Raw genomic sequence first — 21,276 nt, 5'->3', positions numbered from 1 at the left:
ATATATTTAGAAATCCTTAAGAAATTTAAGCAATAAACTGTTATTTATTAATTTGATAATTGAATTTAGAATGCCCAGTTACCATTTTTAAATACTTGTATTTTTTCTCCACTATGAGTTTCACCTATTATATCAAGATCAGGAGATCCTACCATGAAATCTACATGTACTAAAGAATCATTTGCACCTAGTTTTTTAGTTTCTTCAAGGGTTAATTTATCATTATTTTTTAAACAAGAAGAATATGCTTTACCAAAAGCAAGGTGACAAGAAGCATTTTCATCAAATAAAGTATTATAAAATATTATATTTGAGTTTGAAATAGGAGAATCAAAAGGTACTAAAGCTACTTCTCCAAGATATGAAGAACCTTCATCCATTTGTAGTAGTTTTTTTAAGCTTTCATATCCTTCAGAGCAAGAAAAATCTATTACTTTTCCATCTTTAAAAGTTAAAGTGAAATCATTTATTAAATTTCCATTAAAATTAAGAGGCTTAGTACTTTTAACTTTTCCATTTACTCCGTTTTTTAAAGGAAGAGTAAATACTTCTTCTGTTGGAATGTTTGCAACAAAATAAGTACCAGCTTTATTGTATTCACCACATCCGCACCAAATATGATCTTTTGGAAGTTCTATAGTTAAATCGGTATCTTTAGATTTATAATGAAGATTTTTAAATCTATGATTATTTAAGAAATCTACTTTTTTATCATTATTTTCTATATGTTTTTCCCAAGCTTTAATAGGATCATCTCTATCTGCTCTTACAATTTTAAATATATTATTCCAAAGCTTTTCTACAGCCTCATTTTCATCTGAATTTGAAAATACTTTTTTTGACCATGCTTTTGTAGGAACAGATATAACGCACCAAGCTACATCATTTTTCATTATATGGTTACTATAATCTTTTAAAGCAGTAGATTTTGTTTTATTAGATATAGCTATTTTATTAGGGTCAGCTTCTTTTAATAAATCAGGATTGGAAGCTGCTATAGAAATAAAGGCAGCATTTTTTTCTACAAGGTCATTTAATCTTTTAATTTGCCATTCAGGAAATTCTTTAAAGCTTTCTTCTGGAGCATTTAAATATTTGATAAGTGCTAATGATTCATCATGCCACATTACTTCTACATTTTTAGCACCACTTTTATAAGCGGATTCAGCCATTAATCTAGTAAATTCAGCACATTCAATTGGAGAATTTATAACTAGAGTTTGATTTTTTTGTATGTTAACTCCTATATCTACAGCTAATTTAGCGTATTTATGAAGCATATCTTTAAAATTTTTCATTGTATCACTCCTTAGTTATCTATATAAATATATATTACCAAATAAACTAATTTATATAAATGAAATTTCAAGTTTATATTTACAAAAATTAATATAGGAGTATTTTATCTAGTATTAAAAATAGAAAAACATATTAAATATAAACTCTCCTTAATTTCTCCATAATCTTTTTTTATAATTTATTTAGTAGAACTAAAAAATATTTAATTTCCATTAATATTTTAAGGAGTGATTTAAATGAGTGAATTTATAAGAATATTATATATTGCTTTTATAGGATTTATGTTTTTTAATATGTTAAGAGGAAAAGGATGTTGTGGTGGAGGTATGCATAATAAAGAGAATGATTTTTGTGGTACTAAAGAAAAACAATATAAAAGTGATTTGAATGATAGAGTTTTAGGAGAGGATAAAGGAAATATACAATCGATAGAAGATTGAAAATAATAGTTTAGTAATAAATAAAATATAAGACTAGGATAGGATATATGAGATCTATGAAAAAAGCTTTCTATATTAGAAATTATAATAAAATCAGTAATCTTAAAACTTATATAAGTTTTAAGGTTACTGATTTTTATTAAGTTAAATTTTTCTTTTTCTTTTTATTATATATATATTTAATAAGAATAAAGAGTAAAGCACCAGAAAGGTCAGCAATTAAATCTATCATGGTATCTGAAAACTTAAAAGCTTTTATTCGTTGCATATCTAGGTTGAAAAATGTATCCATGCTAAACTCATATATTTCCCATACAACACCACAAAATACTGCAAAAGAGATAGTAAAAACATTAGTAAAAAACAGGCTGAACTTTTTTATGTCAGTTTTTTTATATTCTATGGATATCCAGTTGTCAGCTATGAAGCTTAACATTACTCCAGAAGAAAAGTGTAAAAATGTATCAAAACATTTGAAACTGTAAAAATTATGAATAGACCCTAAGTATAATGCAATGAAGATAAATAAAATTATAAATATTTTTATATGACAGCTTAAATCATGATTTAATATCTTAGATATTATAAAAGGGGATAGAGTTAGTAAAATACCAGAAAGAGCAACTAATGCAATAAAATAATTTTTTATAAATATATTTTTTATTATACAAAGTATAAATATTATCCTAATTAGTTTTAGAATAACAGAATATATTTTATCCGTTACCATTTAATCCTCCATGAGCAAAAGTATTTATACTATTATATGCTTTTTAAATATAAAATGTATGAATAAAAAATATTAAATATTAAATGTCTTGAAATATATAATATTTACATCATGAAAGCAAAATGATATATTATGGGTGTATTATAAGTAGTAATACACTCAATATTAATGGTAGAAATATATTTAAAAAATTATAGTGGTATTATATGAAGAATTTAAAAATTAGAGGTGAAAAATATGATAGAAGTGAAAAATCTTTCAAAATCACTAGGAAATAAAAAGATATTGCAAAATATAAATTTAAAAGTTAATAAGGGGAGTATTTTTGGGCTTATAGGAGAAAATGGAGTTGGAAAAACAACATTAATAAAGTGTCTAACAGGGATATATAAACCTGATGAAGGAGATATAAAAATAAATAATCAAGAAGTTTTTGAAAATGTAGAAGTAAAAAAATATGTAGGGTATGTATCAGATGAAAATCAGTATTATACTTCTTTTAAAATAAGTGAATTAGTTAAATTTTATAAATTAAGTTATGAAACTTTTTCTTACGATAGGTTTAAGGAAATAAATGAGATATTTAAAATACCTGAAAATAAAAGAATAAGGCAATTTTCAAAAGGCATGAAAATGAGAGTAGCTTTAATGCTTAATTTAAGTTTTTATCCTAAAGTTTTAATTTTAGATGAACCTACTTCAGGATTAGATCCTATCATTACAAGAAAATTAATGAATTTATTAATAGAAGAAGTTTCAGAAAGAAAAACAACAGTTTTTATTTCTAGCCATCATATCATGAATTTGGAAAAAATATGTGAATCTATAGCTATTATGGAAGAAGGAACTGTAAGATATTTAGATAGTTTAGATTCAATGAAAAATAATATAAAGAAACTTCAAACTTTATTTAAATATACAAGAGTTTTAGAAGAAATAAAATCTTGGGATGAAGTAATGAAGATAGAGAGAGTAGGAAAAATAACATATATAATTACTAAAGATTACTCTGAAAAACTAAAAAAAAGACTTTTAGATAAAGGATCTGAATTTGTAGAGGAAGTAGAGCTAAGTTTAGAAGATATGTTTATTCATTGTGTGGAGGAGGAAGACGGGAATGAAAAAAACATTGAAAAAACCTTTGATCTATAAAGAGTGGATAGGGTGTAGATGGATGATATTAATAATGACTTTTGCCTTAGTTGTTATAAAATATATTCCAATAAGTAATTTGTTAGGTAGATATAAAGCAAGTTTAGCATTAGATTCTAATTTTGTTATTGATCCCTATTGGTTTAATAATAAAATTTTTGATACACCAGAGAATATGCTTTTTTTATTCCCTTTAATATTAATTTTAGTAGTTTTATTATTCAAAACTGAAAAACAAACATCAACTTGTGGATTAATTATGTCTATGCCTTTTAAAAGAAAAGATATAATTATAAATAAATACATAGTAGGGGCATTTTCTATATTTATAGCTTTTTTAATAAATTTTTTAATTATGAGTGTATTATATGTTGGAAATGTAGAATTTATAAAAACTTCTTATACTGATATACCTATGTGGTATTTAATAAACTTTTTATATTGTATATTGTTTTTTACATTTTCTATGTTTATGCAAACAGTAATGGGAAAATATTTAGTGGCAACATTTTTTACTCCAATTTTTTTCTTTATTCCTATATCAATTGTTGTGTATGTATCTCAAGGACTTGGATGGATTTTTTCGAAAAGTTTAACAGGAGAAAAATTAAATGAATTGATACTACCTTTTAATATTTATTCAGTAATAGAAGGGAGTCGCATAAATATAGGTTCAAAGCTGTATAAATATTTATATATAAATTATGCTATGAAAATATTATATGTGATTGTTATAATAAGTGTATTTATATGGTTGTTAATATATTGCTATAAAAAAATAGATATGGAAAGAATACATTCTATATTTTTATTTAAAAAGTTTCAAATAATATTCAATATACTAATATCAATTAATGTAGCTATGATTATTTCTATTATAATTGTAGATGGAATAGGATTTATAAATTCAAATATTAGTTTTATTGTAGTATTTTTGATAGTGATGGGTATTTCTTATTCCTTGTGTAATAAGATTATAAGATTTGCTAATAGATAGATTTTAGTTCAGTAGTAATTACAAAATAAATTTATAAAAAGTACTTAGCTAACTTTTAAGAGTAAAAGTTAGCTAAATGTTTTTTTACTTGAATTTTAATTATATTTCAAAACATCAATTATTTTATATATAGATTTATAAAATCTTTAAATTAATTGAGAGTTTAGATTTGAAATATGGTGATTATATAATATAAGTATAATGAAAAATATTTACATTATAGTAATATAGAGGTATATTATAATTGTACTATAAGTAATAATACACTTAATACAGATGCGGAAATGAATTTAAAAAAATTATATGTAGCGATTTATTGGAGGTGAATCAATGATAAGCATTGACAGTAGAAGTAGCAAACCAATATATGAGCAGATAGTAGATCAAATAAAAGAAAATATAATAAGAGAAGTATTAAGGCCAGGAGATAAATTGCCATCAGTAAGGGAGATGTCGGTTATGATAAGGATTAATCCAAATACTGTAAGTAAAGCCTATAAAGACCTTGAAAGAGAAAAAGTAATTGAAGTATTTAGAGGAAAAGGTACTTATGTATCAGATATAGATCCTAAGATGAATAAAGAAAAATTTGAATTATTAAAGAAAAATTTAAAGAAAATTTTAATAGAAACTACGTATTTAGGAATATCAAAAGAAGATTTTATAAAAATTATAGATGACTTATATGAAAATCTTAAAAATTAGAGGTGAAAATTATGATAGATGTAAAAAATCTTTCAAAATCATTAGGTAATAAAAAAGTATTAAAAGATGTAAGTCTAAAAGTTAATAAAGGCAGTATTTTTGGGCTTATAGGGGAAAATGGAGTAGGTAAAACAACATTGATAAAATGTTTAACAGGAATATATAAAGCTGATGAAGGTATTATAAAAATAAATAATGAAGAGGTCTTTGAAAATAAAAAAGTGAAAAGTAGTTTAGGTTATGTATCAGATGAAAATCAATATTATCCTTCTTTTAAAGTAAAAGAATTAGTTAAGTTTTACAATTTAACTTATGAAACTTTTTCTTATGATAGATTTAAAGAAGTAAATAAAATATTCAAAATACCTGAAGAAAAAAGAATAAGACAACTTTCAAAGGGTATGAAAATGAGAGTAGCTTTGATGCTTAATTTAAGTTTCCATCCTAAAGTTTTAATTTTAGATGAACCAACATCAGGATTGGATCCTATTGTAAAAAGAAAATTAATCAATTTATTAATAGAAGAAGTTTCAGAAAGAAAAACAACTATATTTATTTCAAGTCATCATCTTACAGATTTAGAAAGAATTTGTGATTCTATAGCTATTATGGAAGATGGTACTATAAGGTATTCTGATAGTTTAGATTCTATGAAAAAGAATATAAAGAAACTTCAAACTTTATTTAAGTATACAAGAGTTTTAGAAGAAATAAAATCTTGGGATGAAGTAATGAAGATAGAAAGAGTAGGAAGAATAACATATATAATTACTAAAAATTATTCTGAGAAACTAAAGAAGAGACTTTTAGAAAAAGGTTCTCAATTTGTAGAAGAAGTAGATTTAAGTTTAGAAGATATGTTTATTTATTGTATGGAGGAGGATGAAGAAAATGAAGAAGCTATTGAAAAATCCTTTGTTTTATAAAGAATGGATAGTCTGTAGATGGATGGCATTAATAATGTCATGTTTATTGATTATTATTAAATATGCTCCTATAAGCAATTTGTTATCTGCTTATAAAAAAAAGTTAGTTTTAGATTCTAACTTTGTTATTGTACCTTATTGGTTTAATAATGAAATTTTTTTGGAGCCAAATAAGATATTATTTCTATTTCCATTAATATTGATTTTAGTAATTTTATTATTTAGGGCGGAAAAGCAAACATCAACCTCTGGACTTATTTCTTCTATGCCCTTTAAACGAAAAGATATAATTATAGGTAAATATATGGTAGGTATATTTTCTATATTTATAGCATTTTTTATAAACTTTTTAATGATGAGTATATTTTATATTATAAATGTAGATTTTATAAAGACTTCTTATAGTGATATACCTATGTGGTATCTAATAAATTTTTTATACTGTACATTGTTTTATACATTTTCTGTATTTATGCAAACAGTAATGGGAAAATATATAGTAGCAATATTTTTTACACCAGTATTTTTTATTATGCCATCAATAATTTTTACCTATTTATTTTGTGTAGCAGATTGGCTATTCCCAGTATGCACATATGGAAATGGAAAATCAATAGGTCCCATGGGTGGAATGTTATATGGTCTCATAAGTCCTTTTGATATTTATTCAATAACAGAGGGTAGTAGAAAAAAAATAAGTTCACAAATTTATAAAGTTGTATATTCAAACTATGGCTTTAAAATTTTATATCTAAGTGCTATTATAGCTTTCTTTTTATGGTTATCAGTATATTGTTATAAAAAAATAGATATGGAAAAAATACATTATATAGCTTTATTTAAAAAGTTCGAAATAATATTTAACATATTAATATCACTTAATGTAGCAGTAGTCATTACATTATGTTCAGGAGAAATATTAAATTTAGAAGGCTCTATAGTTAGTTTTATTATATTCTTTGTTTTAGCTATGTTTATTTCATATCTATTATGTAGTAAGATTATAAAACTTGCTAGCAGGTAGAGTTTGGTTTTAAAGTAGTTAGACATATTAAAATAAACAACTAATAGCTATATTAGTTTTTATTTTAATATGCCTTTGTTTCATTATTTTAAGGGTTTATATTGATAGAAACATTTTTAGTTATTATCTATTGAGTTACTACAGCAGTACCGGAGGCTGTTACCATAAGCATTCCATTACCTTGCCCTAAAACTTCGTAGTCAATATCAATTCCTACAACTGCATTAGCGCCTAAAGAAGCAGCGTTTTCCATAAGTTCTCTTAAAGCACCATCTCTTGCTTGAGTAAGTTCTTTTTCATAAGTTTTAGATCTACCACCAACAAAATCACGAATTCCAGACATAAAATCTTTTACAAAATTTACTCCTGTTATAACTTCACCAAAGACTACACTTTTATATTCTATTATTTTTTTCCCTTCTATAGAGTTTGTTGTTGTAACAAGCATCAAATACCTCCTTAAATTTTTATATTATGCTTTTCTTTATTACTTTTCCCTTTTCTTTGAGTAAATATAAAAATTAAGATTATCTTAAGCATTAGTAAAATATGTTATGTTTTAGGTAAAAGTTTACGAATATTAAGTTATAAAATATATATTTTATAATATAAATTAAAAGAGAGGGATAGTTTGTATGAGAGTTTCTTCTGGTAGTTATACTTATATGAAGTATAGAATGAAAATTCAAAATAGAATATCTAAGATTAAATCAAAAATAGGTAGTATAATATCAAAACTAGAGAAGATAGGTAATGACAATAGCTTAAGCAGTGAGGAAAAGAGAATTAAGTGTGAAAGTTTAAATGCAAAACTTAGTAGTTTAAGAGATAAACTTGTAGAAGAAGAGTTTAAATTAAAATGTCCACCTACTAAAAAGGTTATGAAAAAAGAAATAGATAAAAAAGATGAAAAAGATAATGGAGAAGTAGAAGATTCAAATAATTGCATAAATTTTACTTTGAATTCTATAGGTGAAGTATCTACTTTTGGAGGGGAAATTAATATTAATACAGAAGCATAGATAATATTTTTAAATGTTATAAATTATTTAATTAAGTTTAATTTTTTTGAAAATTTTCTAGTAAAATAAAAAGCTAATATTGAAAAATATCATATAAAATGATAAAATAACACTATCATATAAGATACAAATAAGAGAATACTATTTCATTTATAAAAGAAACTTAGATTAAAGTTTATGCTTAACTTATTTTTATACTAAATTAAATGAAGTAGTTTTATTTTACTATTATCGTAAAACGTTTACACATGTCTGTTTAATTAAACTCAATACTAACAAGGAGGACGATACATGAGCACTTTTATGGCAGAATTTTTCGGGACACTAATATTGGTATGGTTAGGAGATGGAGTAGTTGCTAGTGTTTCATTAAACAAAAGTAAAGGAAAAGATGGAGGATGGATAGTAGTTACTCTTGCTTGGGGGTTAGCTGTTGCTATACCTGCATATATTTTTGGAGGAATAAGTGGAGCACATATAAATCCAGCAGTTACAATAGCAAATGCAGTTATAGGAAACTTTAATTGGGCTGATGTTCCAGGATATGTAGGAGCACAAATGCTAGGCGGTTTAGTAGGAGCTACTTTAGTATGGCTTACTTATTTGCCACATTTTAAAGCAACGGAAGACAAAGAAACAAAGAGAGGTGTTTTTTGTACAATTCCAGCAATAAGAGATTTTAAAGCAAATTTCTTAACAGAATTTTTAGCTACAGGATTATTAGTATTTGGATTATTAGGATTAGGTCAAGTTAAAATGGCAGCAGGACTTAATTTCTTAATAGTAGGATTACTTATAGTAGTAATAGGACTTGCATTAGGGGGACCTACAGGATATGCAATAAATCCAGCTAGAGATTTAGGACCTAGAATAGCACATGCTATACTTCCTATAAGTGGTAAAGGTGATTCTGATTGGTCATATTCTTGGATACCAGTTGTAGGACCTATACTAGGAGGAATTGCAGGAGCTTTATTATTTACTTTAGTTTTTTAATTTTGATAACGTTTAGATTTGAATATTAGATTGTTTTATAAAAATATATAATTAACGTTTAAGGTACATTTAAATAAATAGTTAGTTATTATGCTAGGTTTTTATTTTCATATACCTAAATTATAAAGGTGGGATTTTATAATGGAAAAATATATAATGTCGTTAGATCAAGGAACTACAAGCTCAAGATGTATCATATTTAATAAAAAAGGTGAAGTCATAAGTGTTGCTCAAAAAGAGTTTAAGCAAATATATCCTAAAGCAGGATGGGTAGAACATGATGCTTTAGAAATATGGGGTAAACAAGCAGGTGTTGCAGGAGAAGCTTTAAATAGTGCAAGAATAACTCCAGATCAAATAGCAGGTATTGGTATAACAAATCAAAGAGAAACTACAGTAGTTTGGAATAAAAAAACAGGAATGCCAGTATATAATGCTATAGTATGGCAATGTAGAAGAACAGCTTCTATGTGTGATGAATTAAGAGAAAAAGGTTTAGAAAAGAAAATAAAAGAAAAAACAGGATTAATATTAGATGCCTATTTTTCAGCAACAAAAATTAAATGGATATTAGATAACGTAGAAGGTGCAAGAGAACAAGCAGAAAGAGGAGAACTTTTATTTGGAAATATAGATACATGGCTTATATGGAATTTAACAAAAGGTAAAGTTCATGTAACGGATTACACCAATGCTTCTAGAACAATGATTTTTAATATTCATGAATTAAAATGGGACGATGAGTTATTAGAAATATTAGATATACCAAAATCAATGCTTCCAGAGGTTAAACCTTCTAGTTGTGTATATGGAGAAACTGATGAAGTATTGTTTGGTCATCCTATAAAAATAGCAGGAGCTGCAGGAGATCAACAAGCATCATTATTTGGTCAAACTTGTTTTAAATCAGGTATGGCTAAAAATACTTATGGTACAGGATGCTTCCTTCTTATGAATACAGGAGAAAAACCAGTTGATTCTAAAAATGGATTACTTACAACTATAGCAATAGGAATAGATGGTAAAGTTGAATATGCTTTAGAAGGAAGTGTATTTATAGGAGGAGCTGTTATTCAGTGGCTTAGAGATGAGCTTAGAATGATAAAAAATGCGGCAGAATCTGAAAGATATGCCACAGCTGTAGAAGATTCAAATGGGGTATATTTAGTTCCTGCTTTTGTAGGTATAGGGGCTCCTTATTGGGATTCTTATGCTAGAGGAACTATGGTAGGACTTACTAGAGGAGCTAAGAAAGAACATATAATAAGAGCGGCAGTAGAGTCAATGGCATATCAAACTTATGATGTGTTAAAAGCTATGGAAGAAGATGCAAAAATGGAACTTAAAGCTCTTAGAGTGGACGGTGGAGCTTGTCAAAACAATTTCTTAATGCAATTTCAATCAGATATACTTTCTGTAGAAGTTGATAGACCTAAAGTAATAGAAACAACAGCACTTGGAGCTGCATATTTAGCAGGTCTTGCAGTAGGATATTGGGAAAGTAAAGATGAGTTAGTTGAAAATTGGGCAGTATCTAAAAACTTTAAGGCATCTATGGAAGATGCTAAAAGAGAAAAATTAATAAAAGGATGGCATAAGGCTATAAGCAAAGCAAAAGATTGGGAAGAATAAAATAAAATTTTAAAAATATTTTAGGCATATAAAGTTTTCAATTTTATATGCCTATATTTTTATGTGTAAATTTTGAAAATAAATTAAGATTTTTTATCAAAGTAGAAGCTTTTTTATAAATATATAATTTTTACTATATTTGACAATGATATAATTAAGAAAGAGGATTAGGCATATTAAAATAAACTAGCATACTGACTAGTTATTTATTTGAATGTGCTTTAATAAATAAAAATCTGAAATTATTAATAATTTATAGATTAAAGTAGGAGGATATAATGCCTAGAGAATATACGGAGTACAAAGATAAATTACCTATAGATATATGTTTTAGTGAAATAATAAAATATCCTATACATTGGCATAATTCCTTGGAAATAATTTATGTTGTTGAGGGAAGTATAAAAATTATTATAGAGACAGAGACTCATAAAGTGAGTACTAATGAAATAGAAATAATAAATCCAGATGAAGCACATAGTATAGAAAAAATAACTGCCAAAAATAAAGTGCTTATATTTTACATAAATCCATTATTTTTAAACAGATATTATGACATCGAAAATAGATTTTTTTACACAGACTTTTCAGCTAAAAATTCACAAACTGACGAAAAATATTTAAACTTAAGAAAATATTTATCTATTTTATTATGTGAGTTTGTTCAAAGAACAGAAGATTATAAAGAGAATTTAGAAAAAAATTTAGTAGAACTTTTATATTACCTTGTTAATAATTTTCATTATCTTATATATGATGAAGAAGATTTAAAAGATAATGAAATACAATTTGAAAGATATGATAGAATAATAAAATATATATATTCTAATTATCATAGTAAAATAAGGCTTAGAGATTTAGCTAGAAAAGAATTTTTAAGTACTCATTATTTATCAACAGAAATGAAAAATAAAGTAGGATATAGCTTTAATGATTTTTTGAATTTAACAAGGGTTGAAGAATCTATAAAACTTCTTTTAGATACAGATAAAAATATTTCTGAAATATCAGAAGAACTAGGTTTTTCTCATATTAGATATTTTAATAAACATTTTAAAAAGCATTATAAATGTACACCAACTCAATATAGAAAAAAGTATAAACTAGATTTAATATCTTACAAAAAGTCTAAGGAAATTTCTAAACTACCTTTAAAGAATTCCTTAAAAGATTTAAGATTTTATTTAGAAAGTTATCATAGATTTCAGTATAAGGGAAGAATTATAAAGATTAATGTAGATGTATCTTCAGATTATATAGAATTTAATAATGTATTTAATTATTCTATAAATATAGGTAATTATAAAAATATGTTAAAAAATGAAAATTATTATTTATTAAAGGAATTTCAAAAGCACATTCAATCTGAATTTGTTATATTAAATAATATTTTTCCTAAAACTACTAAATGTTTTTTTAAAAATGAAGATGATTTTTTAGATTGGTACGAAGTGAAAATGGCTTTAGAGTATTTAAATAAATTAGGGTTAAAGCCTAATATAATAATAAATGACTATATAAAAAATAATAAAAATTTTATTTTTATGTTAAAAGAATTTATATTATATTTTAAAAATATTTTTGGGAAATATGAGTTTGAAAAATGGAAGTTTTCTTTAGTATATAATATACCAGATGAATTGAAAATTAATATAATAAAAGTTTTGGAAGAAAATAAAATTAATTATAATATCATAAAACATAGTAAAAAGAATAATAAAGTTAATAAAGTTTATGATACTTTATATATGTTACCTTATATAATAGATAATTATTTAAATAAAAAAGATGATTTAGAATTTTTAACTTTGTTTGATGAATTTTCTTACAACAATTATATAGATAATGAGTTGTTTTGTGGGGGATATGGATTAATAAATAGGCAAGAGATGAAAAAATCTTCTTATTATGCCTATTGTTTTTTATCTAAGCTAGGAAATAACATATTGTGTAAAGGAGATAACTATATAATAACTGAAAATAAAGATGAAATTCAAATATTGTTATACTCATATGATAGAAGATTGGGGAAGATAGTTAATTCAAAAGATTTAAGGAATAGTGATATATACAATAAAAATACTCAAAAAAATTTTTCAATAAATCTATCAGCATTAGAAAGTGATTATAAAGTTGTTATGTATAAAATGGATGAAAAAACAGGTGATTTATATAGTAATTGGCTAAAGATTGGAAACCCTAAGAGGATTTTAAAAGAAGATAAAAATATTTTGTTAAAATCATCTACTCCTCATATATCTTTAGACTTTGTAAAGCAAACTAATATATATAATATAATTTGTAAAATTAACGGGTTAGGAGCAGTACTTATTTGTATGAAAAAAGTACAAAAGCACCTTAAATAAGGTGTTTTTTTTATATTTAACAAAAAACAAAATATTATAAATTCTTAAATAGGTACTGAATAGTTATTAGATTAATGAATGAAAAAATACTAAAGTTTATGTATACTATTAATAAAGAGAAATATTTTTTAATATTAGGTTTAAATGTAAAATATTTATATAGAAGGGAAGAGGATAGAATTTAACATAATTAGATACTATGAGTTAATATACTAAAGCTATGATCTTATGATAGTAACTTAATCTCCCACTTTAGGAGAGGAGTTACATTAGGTTAAATAAAATAATGAGGTGCATATAATGGAAATCGACTGTAGGATATTCACTAAAGAAAAGATATGGAAAGCACTTTTAAAATTTTCTTTTCCAGCTATGTTAGCATTACTTATAATAGAACTTTATAGTATGGTAGATACTATATTTTTAGGTATAAAAGCTGGACCGGCAGCAATAGGAGCTTTAACTATAGCCTTCCCTGTTCAAAGACTTATGTCTTCTTTAGGAATGATGGTAGCCGTGGGAGCATCCACTGCTTGTTCAAGAAGTTTAGGAAGTAATAATCATAAAAAACTGAAAGGGGTTATTAAAAACTCCATCAATATAACTATTATTATAATGGTAGTTTTAACTTGTATAATGCTTATATTTAAAAAGCAAGTAATTATAGGAGTATTAGGGGCTAGTTCTAATATATATCCTTTATCAGAAAAGTACATTTCTATTGTCATATTTGGAGGAGTATTTCAAGCTTTAACTTTAGTTTTCTGCTATATAATGACAGCTATGGGAGATACTAAAATAACACTTAAAGCTAATGGACTAGGTGCTTTATTAAATATTTTTATAGATTATATACTAGTTATTAATTTATCTTTTGGAGTAGAGGGAGCGGCTATTGCAACAGTAGGGTCACAAATTATTGCTTTTATATATGCTTTTATAAAAATGAAAAAAAATGTAGAGTTAAATATAGAATTTAGTATAGAGGGTAAAATAGTAAAAAATATTTTAGCAGTAGGACTTTCAACTTTTATAGTAGAAGTATCAGATGCCATTGTAGCTATAATATTAAATAATTTATTAGCTTCTTATGGTGGAGATACAGCTTTAATTATGGTAGGTGTTACTACCAAAATATCAATGTTTTTATTTGTTACAGTAATAGGTATAAGTTCTTCTATGCAACCAATAGCAGCATTTAACTATGGTGCAAAGAAGATTAAAAAGATTATAAAAGTAGTTAAAATAACTGTAATATTTGCTACAATTGCTACTTTAATATTATGGGTATTAATGTTTATTTTTTCATATCCTATAATAGGATCATTTTTAAAAGATAAATCTCTTCTTAATGATTCAGTTAGAGCTTTTAGAATAGTAATATTAGTTTTTCCTATAATTTCAATTTACTATATTTCTATATATTATTATCAGGCTATAGGGAAAGCAAAGTCTTCCTTCTTGCTTTCGATTTATAGACAAATTATAATATTTATACCTATATTGTTTTTGCTTTTAAATAAATTTGGAATTTTAGGAGCTTGGATAGCTTATCCCGTTTCTGATATTATATCTGCATTTACAGGTATAGTATATTTAAGGTATGGGCTTAGAAAAATAAAAAAATCAAATAATGAAGATGTTTTAGAAGAGAGAAGAAAGCTAAAACTTAAAATAGAATCAACAACTATGTAATAAAATATTAACATTTATATGTAACTAAATAGATTATAATATAAAAATGATAACTGCTATGCTTGATATAAAGTTTTGCAGTTATTTTATTATGTGAAAAAATATAACTTTATTAACTGCAGGTTTATTTAAATATGATTGAATTCAAATATACTTCCTTATAAAGTTTTTTATGCATATAAACGTAAATAAATATGAACTTAGAAATATTATTGGAGGAAACACAATTGATAGAAAAAGATAAAAAAATAAAACCTATAGAATTAAATTTAAGATTTAATGAAGAAATAGAAGAAAATTTAATAGAGCAAGATGTTATTAAGATAACAGATATAGAAGGGAAACCTATATCATATAATCTACGACTAGGAGAAGATAAGAGCACCTTAGTTATAAAATTGTATGTAGAGGAAATATGTTTAAAAGGGTATTTGTTAGAATTTAAAAAAGAAATATATTCAGTTAACAAAAAGAAATTAGATACCTTAGGTAAAATGAAATTCTTTTTAGAAGACAATGATACTATAGAGAATAATGGAAATAGAATTGTTAAAGAGGGAAATTTTATATATTATAGTGGAAATAAAAAAATATATACTTATTTACAATCCAATTCTTATTCGGAAATTTGGAAAACTAATGTAGATGGATCTATAAATATAAAATTAAGCGATGATTTTGCAAAAGGTATGTGGATAGATAAAGAGTGGATATATTATATAAATTACAGGGGAGAAGATGAGGATAACTATTTATATAGGATAAAAAAGGATGGAAGTTTGAGAGAAAAAATTACAGATGTAGGGGTAAAAGATTTCTATGTTACAGATAAATATATATTTTGTTGTAAATATGACTATATCGATATAGATAATAATTATAAAATATTTAGAATAGATAAGAATGGTAAAAATAAATTGGATTTTCATAATGTAAAAGGAAATAATATAAAGGTAAGTGGACCCTTTCTTTATTATGTAAATATAGAAGATGGTTATAGTATATATAGAGTTAGATTAGATGGAGTAGAAAATACTAAGCTAAATAATATTTCAAGTAAAATGTATATGGAATTATATAAAGAGTGGATATATTTTATAAATGAAGAATATGATTATAATTTATATAGAATGCTAAAAGATGGAAGCTATATTGAACAATTAAATAATCAAGTTTGTAGGCAGGTTATTATACATAAAGACAAATTATACTATTATTCTTTAGAAAAAGAAGAAAAAGCTGCTATCTATAAGATGAATTTAGATGGAGAAAAAATAGAAAGAATTTTAGAAACAGATGGATTAACACAAATATATATAAAGGGAAAAAATATATATTATATAAAGGACCAACAAAAAGGAATATATAGTATAAACTTAGATAGCTTAGATAATAAATTATTAAAAAAAGTGAATGCAGTTAGTATAGATGTAGTAGGTGAATATATATATTATTATAATTTGAATACAAAAGATTTAAGTATGAATTTATTTAGAATGAAAACAGATGGAAGTAATAATGAAATTATAGAGTAAACATTATAAATTATAAATAAAATATAATCTGTAATATTTTATTTATAATTTTTATCTATGTTTTTATTATTGATAAAGAAGTATCTTTATGATAAACTACATAAAGAATGCACAAAAAAGATGTTTTAGTATATTAATATATAAAAGAAATACTTTTCTTAGGCATATAAAATAAACTAGTGTACTTATTAGTTATTTATTTGAATGTGCCACATTTAATAGTGAAGAAGAAAACCACTTTGAAAAACTTCAAAGCGGTTTTATTTTTTTGTAATTAATTAAATTTATTTTTATTATATTTATATGTGGGAGGGTTTTAAAAGTTAATGAAAATTTTATCGAAATTATTTGAATTATTTAATGACAGCACTTTTTATTCTAAGTTACGAAGGATAGCTATACCTATAATAATACAAAATTTTATAGCTTCTTCATTAAATATGGTAGATACTATGATGATAGGTAAAGTGGGAGAGACAGAGATTGCCTGTGTAGGTATTGCAAATCAATATTTTTTCTTATTTAATTTATTAATCACTGGTTTTTGCTCCGGTTGTAGTATGTTTATTTCTCAGTTTTGGGGGAAAAAAGATGAAAAAAATATAAAAAAAGTATTAGGAGTAGGGCTTATTGTAACGGTTGTATCAGGAGTAATATTTACTATTATAGCTCTTATAATTCCAGAAAAAATAATGCTTTTATTTAATAAAGATCCTAATGTTATAAAATTTGGAGCTAGTTATTTAAGAATAGTGTGTATAAGTTATGTTTTTACAGCTATAACATTTAATTTTGCAATAGCTTTAAGATGTATAGAAAAATCTAAAATTCCTATGATATTTAGTATGATAGCTCTTATGATAAATACTATTTTAAATTATATATTGATATTTGGAAATTTTGGATTTAAACCTATGGGAGTAAAAGGAGCAGCGATAGCTACTTTAATAGCTAGAATTATAGAAACTACACTGATACTTTCTTATGTATATTTAAAAGAACCAATTTTAGCTGGAAGGTTAAATGAAATGTTTTGCTGGACAAAAGAATTTGCAAATAAGATCATAAGAAATATAATACCAGTAGTTTTAAATGAATGTTGTTGGGGAACTGGAATGGTAGTTTATTCTGCTATATATGGAAGAATAGGTACAAAAGCTATAGCTTCAGTTCAAATATGTACTACAGTTCAAAATTTATTTATGGTTGTAGGAATAGGGATGGCTAATGCTTCTACAGTTATGATAGGAAATACTATAGGAGCTGGAAAAAAAGAAAAAGGTAAAGTTTATGCTAAAAGATTTACTGGACTTGGAAGTATATTAGGGTTAAGCTTAGGTATTATTTTAGCTTTAAGTAGTAAGAATATATTATCAATATTTAAAGTATCTGATAAAGTATTACATGATTCATTGCTGATTTTATATATTACTGCAGTACTTATGACTATTAGGGTAGTTAATGTAATAATCATAACTGGAGTTTTAAGAGGGGGAGGAGATGCTAAGTATCCTTTAATAGTAGAAGCATGTACAATGTGGCTTATAGGAGTACCCTTAGCTATTATAGGAGCCTTTGTTTTAAAATTACCAGTATATTTAGTAGTTGCATTAGCTACAGCAGAGGAGATAACTAAATTTTTTATAGGACTTGCAAGACTTATTTCTAATAAATGGATAAGGAATTTAACAACTAGTGTATAAGAAAAGCTATTAATTTAGAATTTATATTTCTAAATTAATAGCTTTTCTCATGTATTAGTTCATTTTAACAAAGCTTGCATCTGGTGAATCTTTTGTAAGAACATCAAAGGTAAAACCTTGTTCTTTTAGACCTTTTATTACTGTAGGAAGTGCTTCTACAGTAGTAGTTTTAGGATTTAAGTCATGCATCAAAATCACAGCATTTTTTGTGGATTTAGATTGAGTTAAAACAGAGTTAATTATTACATCTGTAGCTTGACGGAATTTTTCAGCATCTCTAGAATCTACAGTCCAATCAAAATGTTTATAACCAGCTTTTTTCATATAAGGAAGGACTCTTTTCATTATATCAGGTCCACCGTAGCTATGACTTATAGTGTTATTAGAGCCACCAGGATATCTAATAACATGACTAGGTTTTTCACCAGTAAGATTTTCTAAGAACTTGTCTAATTTTTCTATGTCTTTTTTAAAGTTTTCAGGTGAAGAATAAACTGTTTTATAATCATGGCTATATGTATGATTAGCAAGTATGCTACCTTGTTTTACAATTGCTTTATATTCCTTAGTAAGCTCAGGTTTACCATTTACAAAGAAAGTAGCATGTACATTATTTTCATCTAATATATTTAATATTTTTTCAGTATGATTAGATGGACCATCATCAAAAGTTAAATAAGCCACTTTTCTATTTTTTAATTTATTTTTATAATTATCTTGTTCTTTTTTTACGTTAGATAAAAGTTTTTTATTTTCTGACACTGTATTATCATTAGTTTTTTGTATATTATTTATATTTTTAGCTAGTTTAGAGTTAGCAAACTTGACTTTCAAAACCCTTCCTTCTGTAAATAATATTCCTAAAAAAGAAAATAAAAGGAAGCAATAGGTAATAGTTTTTCTTATATCTTTATTTCTTCTTGATCTTCTATACATAATAATACCTCTTTCTAAACATTGTTTAAATACGTTTTAGTTTAAAGCTTTCATTTTTTCCTTTATATTATTATAGTCTTTAGTTAATTTATTCTTTTTAGAATTAAGACTATTATTTTTTTTCTTTAGCTCACTAAGTTGGTTTTTTAATTGAGAGTTTTTATTATTATAGTCTTTAATCCTGTGATTATTAAAGAAAGAAAGACCTACCATTATAATTATTGAAAAAACAACTATAATAACTCTTGAATCAGATTTTCTCATTTATAGCACCTCTTTTGATAATTTTAGTATAATTACACTATTAATTATATATTTTCTACATATTTTTTAGTAACAATAAAGTAACAAATAATAAATTTTATGTATAATAAGTTTAATTTTTTTATAGTAATATCAAAAAATAAGTTTTAGAAAAGTTATCTAAAACCTATTTTTTGTATATTAGTTTTTTTTATTAGTCTAAATTAGCACCATAACATTTAATTACTGGAAGGACAAACATAAATCCTATACCAGGGTTATCTTCAAGTTTTAATTCACGATTTAAGTGATGTGAAACTTTATTTAGTTTATCTTCATCTTTAATAACACTTATGATTGTTTTATTGTAAGGAACATCGCCTTCTACAAGTTTTCTAAGGCCAGCAAAGATAGGAACTTCTAAATTATTTTCAATAAGAATTTTACCAAGTCCTCTACTGTTTAATGTTGTAGCTCCACAACCTTCGTTATATAGTATTTCATGTACATCGTGAAGTTTTTTTGTTTCATTTAATATTAAAACAAGAGCGTACATAAAAAATCCTCCTTTATATGTTAGCTTCTTTAGCTTTTATTACAGCGTTTTTAGTAAAGACTGGGCCAATAAGCTCAGTTATTATAGTAGTTGCTAATAATATAGTTAGTACTTTTATATCTAATCCAGTTCCTTTGAATTCTCTACTTACGATTATGGCTAGTCCTACAGCAACACCTACTTGAGAACATAAACCAAATCCGATGTATTTTCGAACAGTTTTTGGAGCTTTAGATATAAAAGCACCTAAAGAAGCACCAGAAATTTTACCTATTATTCTAAAAACAAGGTAACATACTCCAAGTAATCCTATTTTAGGAATCATATAAATGTTAAGTCTTGATCCTGCTAGTACGAAAAATGCTGTTATAAATGGAGAAGAAAAGTTTTCAATAGCACTAAATGTTTCTGTGTTATGTGTACAAACATTTGCTATAGTTACTCCTAAACACATACAAGCTAAAAGTGATGATAAATTTAAACTTATAGTTAATCCAGTAAGCATTATTATAAACCCTACAGTGAAAATTTGAATTTCTGAATCTTTTTTGCATCTGTTTATAAAGAAAGTAAGTATTACACCAAAAACAGCTCCAAGTAAAAGAGAAAATACTATTTCCATTAGTGGGTGTATTATTATTTTGTAAGCTGTTATAGAACTATGGTTTATAAATACTTTAGCTACAGATGCTGCTATTGAATATATCATAAGACATATTGCATCATCTACAGCAACAACACCAAGTAAAGTAGTTGTTAAAGGACCTTTTGATTTTAGTTCTTTTAAAACCATTACTGTTGCTGCAGGAGCTGTTGCAGAAGCTACAGCTCCTAATATTAAAGCTGTATAAATCTTTTCACCTATAATGATTGTAATTAAAGTTACTGCTAAAAATGCAAAGAATGCTTCAAAGAAAGCTATTATAAATATAGGTTTGCCTAATTTTTTTATTACAGACATTTCAAGTTCGCTACCAATATTAAAAGCTATTATACCTAAAGCAAAGTCTCCTATGAAAGATAACTTTTGAATCATTTCAGCGTTTTCTATATTTAGTCCAGAAACTCCTAAAATTAAACCAGCTATTATATATCCGGCAACAGAAGGAATTTTAAATTTGTTCATAAGTTTTCCAAGTAAAACCCCTGCTAATAGAGCAAAACCTACTGCTATGAATGCATTCATGTATTCACCTCCTATTACGATTATTTATTTCAATATATCTAAATATCTTACTTAAATAAGTATATAACATATATTCTGTAGCTTCAAATCAATATATTGAAAATAAATTAATTTTGAATAATTTGTATTGTTA

20 protein-coding genes are annotated in these 21,276 nt (G+C 25.0%); 13 read left to right on the top strand and 7 right to left on the bottom strand.

Translation table 11 applies throughout. The features are described from left to right. Nucleotides 1–65: 65 nt before the first annotated feature. The gene (locus ABDZ71_RS17540) at nt 66–1,298 is read right to left on the bottom strand and encodes an aminopeptidase (RefSeq protein WP_343763776.1); all 1,233 of its coding nucleotides are present in this window, start codon (nt 1,296–1,298) and stop codon (nt 66–68) included. A 237-nt stretch (nt 1,299–1,535) separates the two neighbouring features. On the opposite strand from ABDZ71_RS17540, the gene ABDZ71_RS17535 reads away from it, so the two are divergent. Continuing rightward, entirely contained in the window at nt 1,536–1,739 is a 204-nt protein-coding gene (locus ABDZ71_RS17535; protein WP_343763774.1) for a hypothetical protein, read from the top strand. Between the two features lie 139 nt (nt 1,740–1,878). Here the strand turns inward: ABDZ71_RS17535 and ABDZ71_RS17530 are convergent, their stop codons facing one another. Then, nucleotides 1,879–2,469 carry a DUF2238 domain-containing protein gene (locus ABDZ71_RS17530; protein WP_343763772.1) on the bottom strand — a complete coding sequence of 197 codons (591 nt, stop codon included), beginning with the start codon at nt 2,467–2,469 and terminating at the stop codon, nt 1,879–1,881. A gap of 237 nt (nt 2,470–2,706) precedes the next feature. Between ABDZ71_RS17530 and ABDZ71_RS17525 the strand changes: the two genes are divergently transcribed. The 5 genes from ABDZ71_RS17525 (at nt 2,707) to ABDZ71_RS17505 (ending at nt 7,273) form a co-directional block, all read left to right on the top strand. Beyond that, nucleotides 2,707–3,621, top strand: coding sequence for an ABC transporter ATP-binding protein (locus ABDZ71_RS17525; protein ID WP_343763771.1), 915 nt, complete (start codon nt 2,707–2,709; stop codon nt 3,619–3,621). After that, entirely contained in the window at nt 3,587–4,618 is a 1,032-nt protein-coding gene (locus tag ABDZ71_RS17520) for an ABC-2 transporter permease (protein WP_343763770.1), read from the top strand. Before ABDZ71_RS17525 ends, ABDZ71_RS17520 begins: the two co-directional genes overlap by 35 nt. A 330-nt stretch (nt 4,619–4,948) precedes the next feature. Beyond that, nucleotides 4,949–5,323, top strand: coding sequence for a GntR family transcriptional regulator (locus ABDZ71_RS17515; RefSeq protein WP_343763768.1), 375 nt, complete (start codon nt 4,949–4,951; stop codon nt 5,321–5,323). Nucleotides 5,324–5,334: 11 nt separating this feature from the next. Continuing rightward, nucleotides 5,335–6,249, top strand: coding sequence for an ABC transporter ATP-binding protein (locus tag ABDZ71_RS17510; protein ID WP_343763766.1), 915 nt, complete (start codon nt 5,335–5,337; stop codon nt 6,247–6,249). Next, nucleotides 6,215–7,273, top strand: coding sequence for an ABC-2 transporter permease (locus tag ABDZ71_RS17505; RefSeq protein WP_343763764.1), 1,059 nt, complete (start codon nt 6,215–6,217; stop codon nt 7,271–7,273). Before ABDZ71_RS17510 ends, ABDZ71_RS17505 begins: the two co-directional genes overlap by 35 nt. Nucleotides 7,274–7,400: 127 nt before the next feature. Here the strand turns inward: ABDZ71_RS17505 and ABDZ71_RS17500 are convergent, their stop codons facing one another. After that, nucleotides 7,401–7,721, bottom strand: coding sequence for a heavy metal-binding domain-containing protein (locus ABDZ71_RS17500; RefSeq protein ID WP_343763762.1), 321 nt, complete (start codon nt 7,719–7,721; stop codon nt 7,401–7,403). 187 nt (nt 7,722–7,908) lie between these two features. Between ABDZ71_RS17500 and ABDZ71_RS17495 the strand changes: the two genes are divergently transcribed. From ABDZ71_RS17495 to ABDZ71_RS17465, 7 genes are all read left to right on the top strand, one after another. Next, nucleotides 7,909–8,295 (top strand): hypothetical protein, encoded by a 387-nt coding sequence (locus tag ABDZ71_RS17495; protein WP_343763758.1) that lies wholly within the window; start codon nt 7,909–7,911, stop codon nt 8,293–8,295. 291 nt (nt 8,296–8,586) lie between these two features. Next, nucleotides 8,587–9,291, top strand: coding sequence for an MIP/aquaporin family protein (locus tag ABDZ71_RS17490; RefSeq protein WP_343763756.1), 705 nt, complete (start codon nt 8,587–8,589; stop codon nt 9,289–9,291). Between the two features lie 141 nt (nt 9,292–9,432). Continuing rightward, entirely contained in the window at nt 9,433–10,923 is a 1,491-nt protein-coding gene (glpK, locus tag ABDZ71_RS17485; protein ID WP_343763754.1) for a glycerol kinase GlpK, read from the top strand. A 278-nt stretch (nt 10,924–11,201) separates the two neighbouring features. Then, complete coding sequence (locus ABDZ71_RS17480) at nt 11,202–13,289, top strand: helix-turn-helix domain-containing protein (protein WP_343763751.1); 2,088 nt, start codon at nt 11,202–11,204, stop codon at nt 13,287–13,289. A gap of 300 nt (nt 13,290–13,589) precedes the next feature. Beyond that, complete coding sequence (locus ABDZ71_RS17475) at nt 13,590–14,984, top strand: MATE family efflux transporter (RefSeq protein WP_343763748.1); 1,395 nt, start codon at nt 13,590–13,592, stop codon at nt 14,982–14,984. A gap of 227 nt (nt 14,985–15,211) precedes the next feature. Next, entirely contained in the window at nt 15,212–16,519 is a 1,308-nt protein-coding gene (locus ABDZ71_RS17470) for a DUF5050 domain-containing protein (protein WP_343763745.1), read from the top strand. A 326-nt stretch (nt 16,520–16,845) separates the two neighbouring features. After that, entirely contained in the window at nt 16,846–18,222 is a 1,377-nt protein-coding gene (locus ABDZ71_RS17465) for an MATE family efflux transporter (RefSeq protein ID WP_343763743.1), read from the top strand. A gap of 54 nt (nt 18,223–18,276) precedes the next feature. On the opposite strand, the gene ABDZ71_RS17460 is transcribed toward ABDZ71_RS17465, so the two are convergent. From ABDZ71_RS17460 to ABDZ71_RS17445, 4 genes are all read right to left on the bottom strand, one after another. Then, nucleotides 18,277–19,158 (bottom strand): polysaccharide deacetylase family protein, encoded by an 882-nt coding sequence (locus ABDZ71_RS17460; protein WP_343763740.1) that lies wholly within the window; start codon nt 19,156–19,158, stop codon nt 18,277–18,279. 36 nt (nt 19,159–19,194) lie between these two features. Continuing rightward, on the bottom strand, nt 19,195–19,422 hold the full coding sequence (locus ABDZ71_RS17455; protein WP_343763737.1) for a hypothetical protein: 228 nt from the start codon (nt 19,420–19,422) through the stop codon (nt 19,195–19,197). A gap of 193 nt (nt 19,423–19,615) precedes the next feature. Then, nucleotides 19,616–19,957 (bottom strand): hypothetical protein, encoded by a 342-nt coding sequence (locus ABDZ71_RS17450; protein ID WP_343763734.1) that lies wholly within the window; start codon nt 19,955–19,957, stop codon nt 19,616–19,618. Nucleotides 19,958–19,970: 13 nt separating this feature from the next. Further along, the gene (locus ABDZ71_RS17445; protein WP_343763731.1) at nt 19,971–21,143 is read right to left on the bottom strand and encodes a cation:proton antiporter; all 1,173 of its coding nucleotides are present in this window, start codon (nt 21,141–21,143) and stop codon (nt 19,971–19,973) included. Nucleotides 21,144–21,276 lie beyond the last annotated feature (133 nt).

Origin of the sequence: Clostridium oceanicum (genome assembly GCF_039521385.1) — a bacterium.
Lineage (GTDB): Bacteria > Bacillota > Clostridia > Clostridiales > Clostridiaceae > Clostridium_F > Clostridium_F oceanicum.
The sequence above is the reverse complement of the archived record's forward strand: the minus strand, read 5'-3'. Positions and strand labels throughout refer to the sequence as shown.

Excerpts from the sequence above, each read along its gene's own strand:
- glpK (WP_343763754.1), top strand. The coding sequence starts at position 9,433 with ATGGAAAAATATATAATGTCGTTAGATCAAGGAACTACAAGCTCAAGA.
- ABDZ71_RS17460 (WP_343763740.1), bottom strand. The coding sequence starts at position 19,158 with ATGTATAGAAGATCAAGAAGAAATAAAGATATAAGAAAAACTATTACC.
- ABDZ71_RS17515 (WP_343763768.1), top strand. The coding sequence starts at position 4,949 with ATGATAAGCATTGACAGTAGAAGTAGCAAACCAATATATGAGCAGATA.
- ABDZ71_RS17455 (WP_343763737.1), bottom strand. The coding sequence starts at position 19,422 with ATGAGAAAATCTGATTCAAGAGTTATTATAGTTGTTTTTTCAATAATT.
- ABDZ71_RS17445 (WP_343763731.1), bottom strand. The coding sequence starts at position 21,143 with ATGAATGCATTCATAGCAGTAGGTTTTGCTCTATTAGCAGGGGTTTTA.
- ABDZ71_RS17490 (WP_343763756.1), top strand. The coding sequence starts at position 8,587 with ATGAGCACTTTTATGGCAGAATTTTTCGGGACACTAATATTGGTATGG.
- ABDZ71_RS17495 (WP_343763758.1), top strand. The coding sequence starts at position 7,909 with ATGAGAGTTTCTTCTGGTAGTTATACTTATATGAAGTATAGAATGAAA.
- ABDZ71_RS17465 (WP_343763743.1), top strand. The coding sequence starts at position 16,846 with ATGAAAATTTTATCGAAATTATTTGAATTATTTAATGACAGCACTTTT.
- ABDZ71_RS17535 (WP_343763774.1), top strand. The coding sequence starts at position 1,536 with ATGAGTGAATTTATAAGAATATTATATATTGCTTTTATAGGATTTATG.
- ABDZ71_RS17540 (WP_343763776.1), bottom strand. The coding sequence starts at position 1,298 with ATGAAAAATTTTAAAGATATGCTTCATAAATACGCTAAATTAGCTGTA.
- ABDZ71_RS17475 (WP_343763748.1), top strand. The coding sequence starts at position 13,590 with ATGGAAATCGACTGTAGGATATTCACTAAAGAAAAGATATGGAAAGCA.
- ABDZ71_RS17480 (WP_343763751.1), top strand. The coding sequence starts at position 11,202 with ATGCCTAGAGAATATACGGAGTACAAAGATAAATTACCTATAGATATA.
- ABDZ71_RS17525 (WP_343763771.1), top strand. The coding sequence starts at position 2,707 with ATGATAGAAGTGAAAAATCTTTCAAAATCACTAGGAAATAAAAAGATA.
- ABDZ71_RS17510 (WP_343763766.1), top strand. The coding sequence starts at position 5,335 with ATGATAGATGTAAAAAATCTTTCAAAATCATTAGGTAATAAAAAAGTA.
- ABDZ71_RS17505 (WP_343763764.1), top strand. The coding sequence starts at position 6,215 with ATGAAGAAGCTATTGAAAAATCCTTTGTTTTATAAAGAATGGATAGTC.
- ABDZ71_RS17450 (WP_343763734.1), bottom strand. The coding sequence starts at position 19,957 with ATGTACGCTCTTGTTTTAATATTAAATGAAACAAAAAAACTTCACGAT.
- ABDZ71_RS17520 (WP_343763770.1), top strand. The coding sequence starts at position 3,587 with ATGAAAAAAACATTGAAAAAACCTTTGATCTATAAAGAGTGGATAGGG.
- ABDZ71_RS17500 (WP_343763762.1), bottom strand. The coding sequence starts at position 7,721 with ATGCTTGTTACAACAACAAACTCTATAGAAGGGAAAAAAATAATAGAA.
- ABDZ71_RS17530 (WP_343763772.1), bottom strand. The coding sequence starts at position 2,469 with ATGGTAACGGATAAAATATATTCTGTTATTCTAAAACTAATTAGGATA.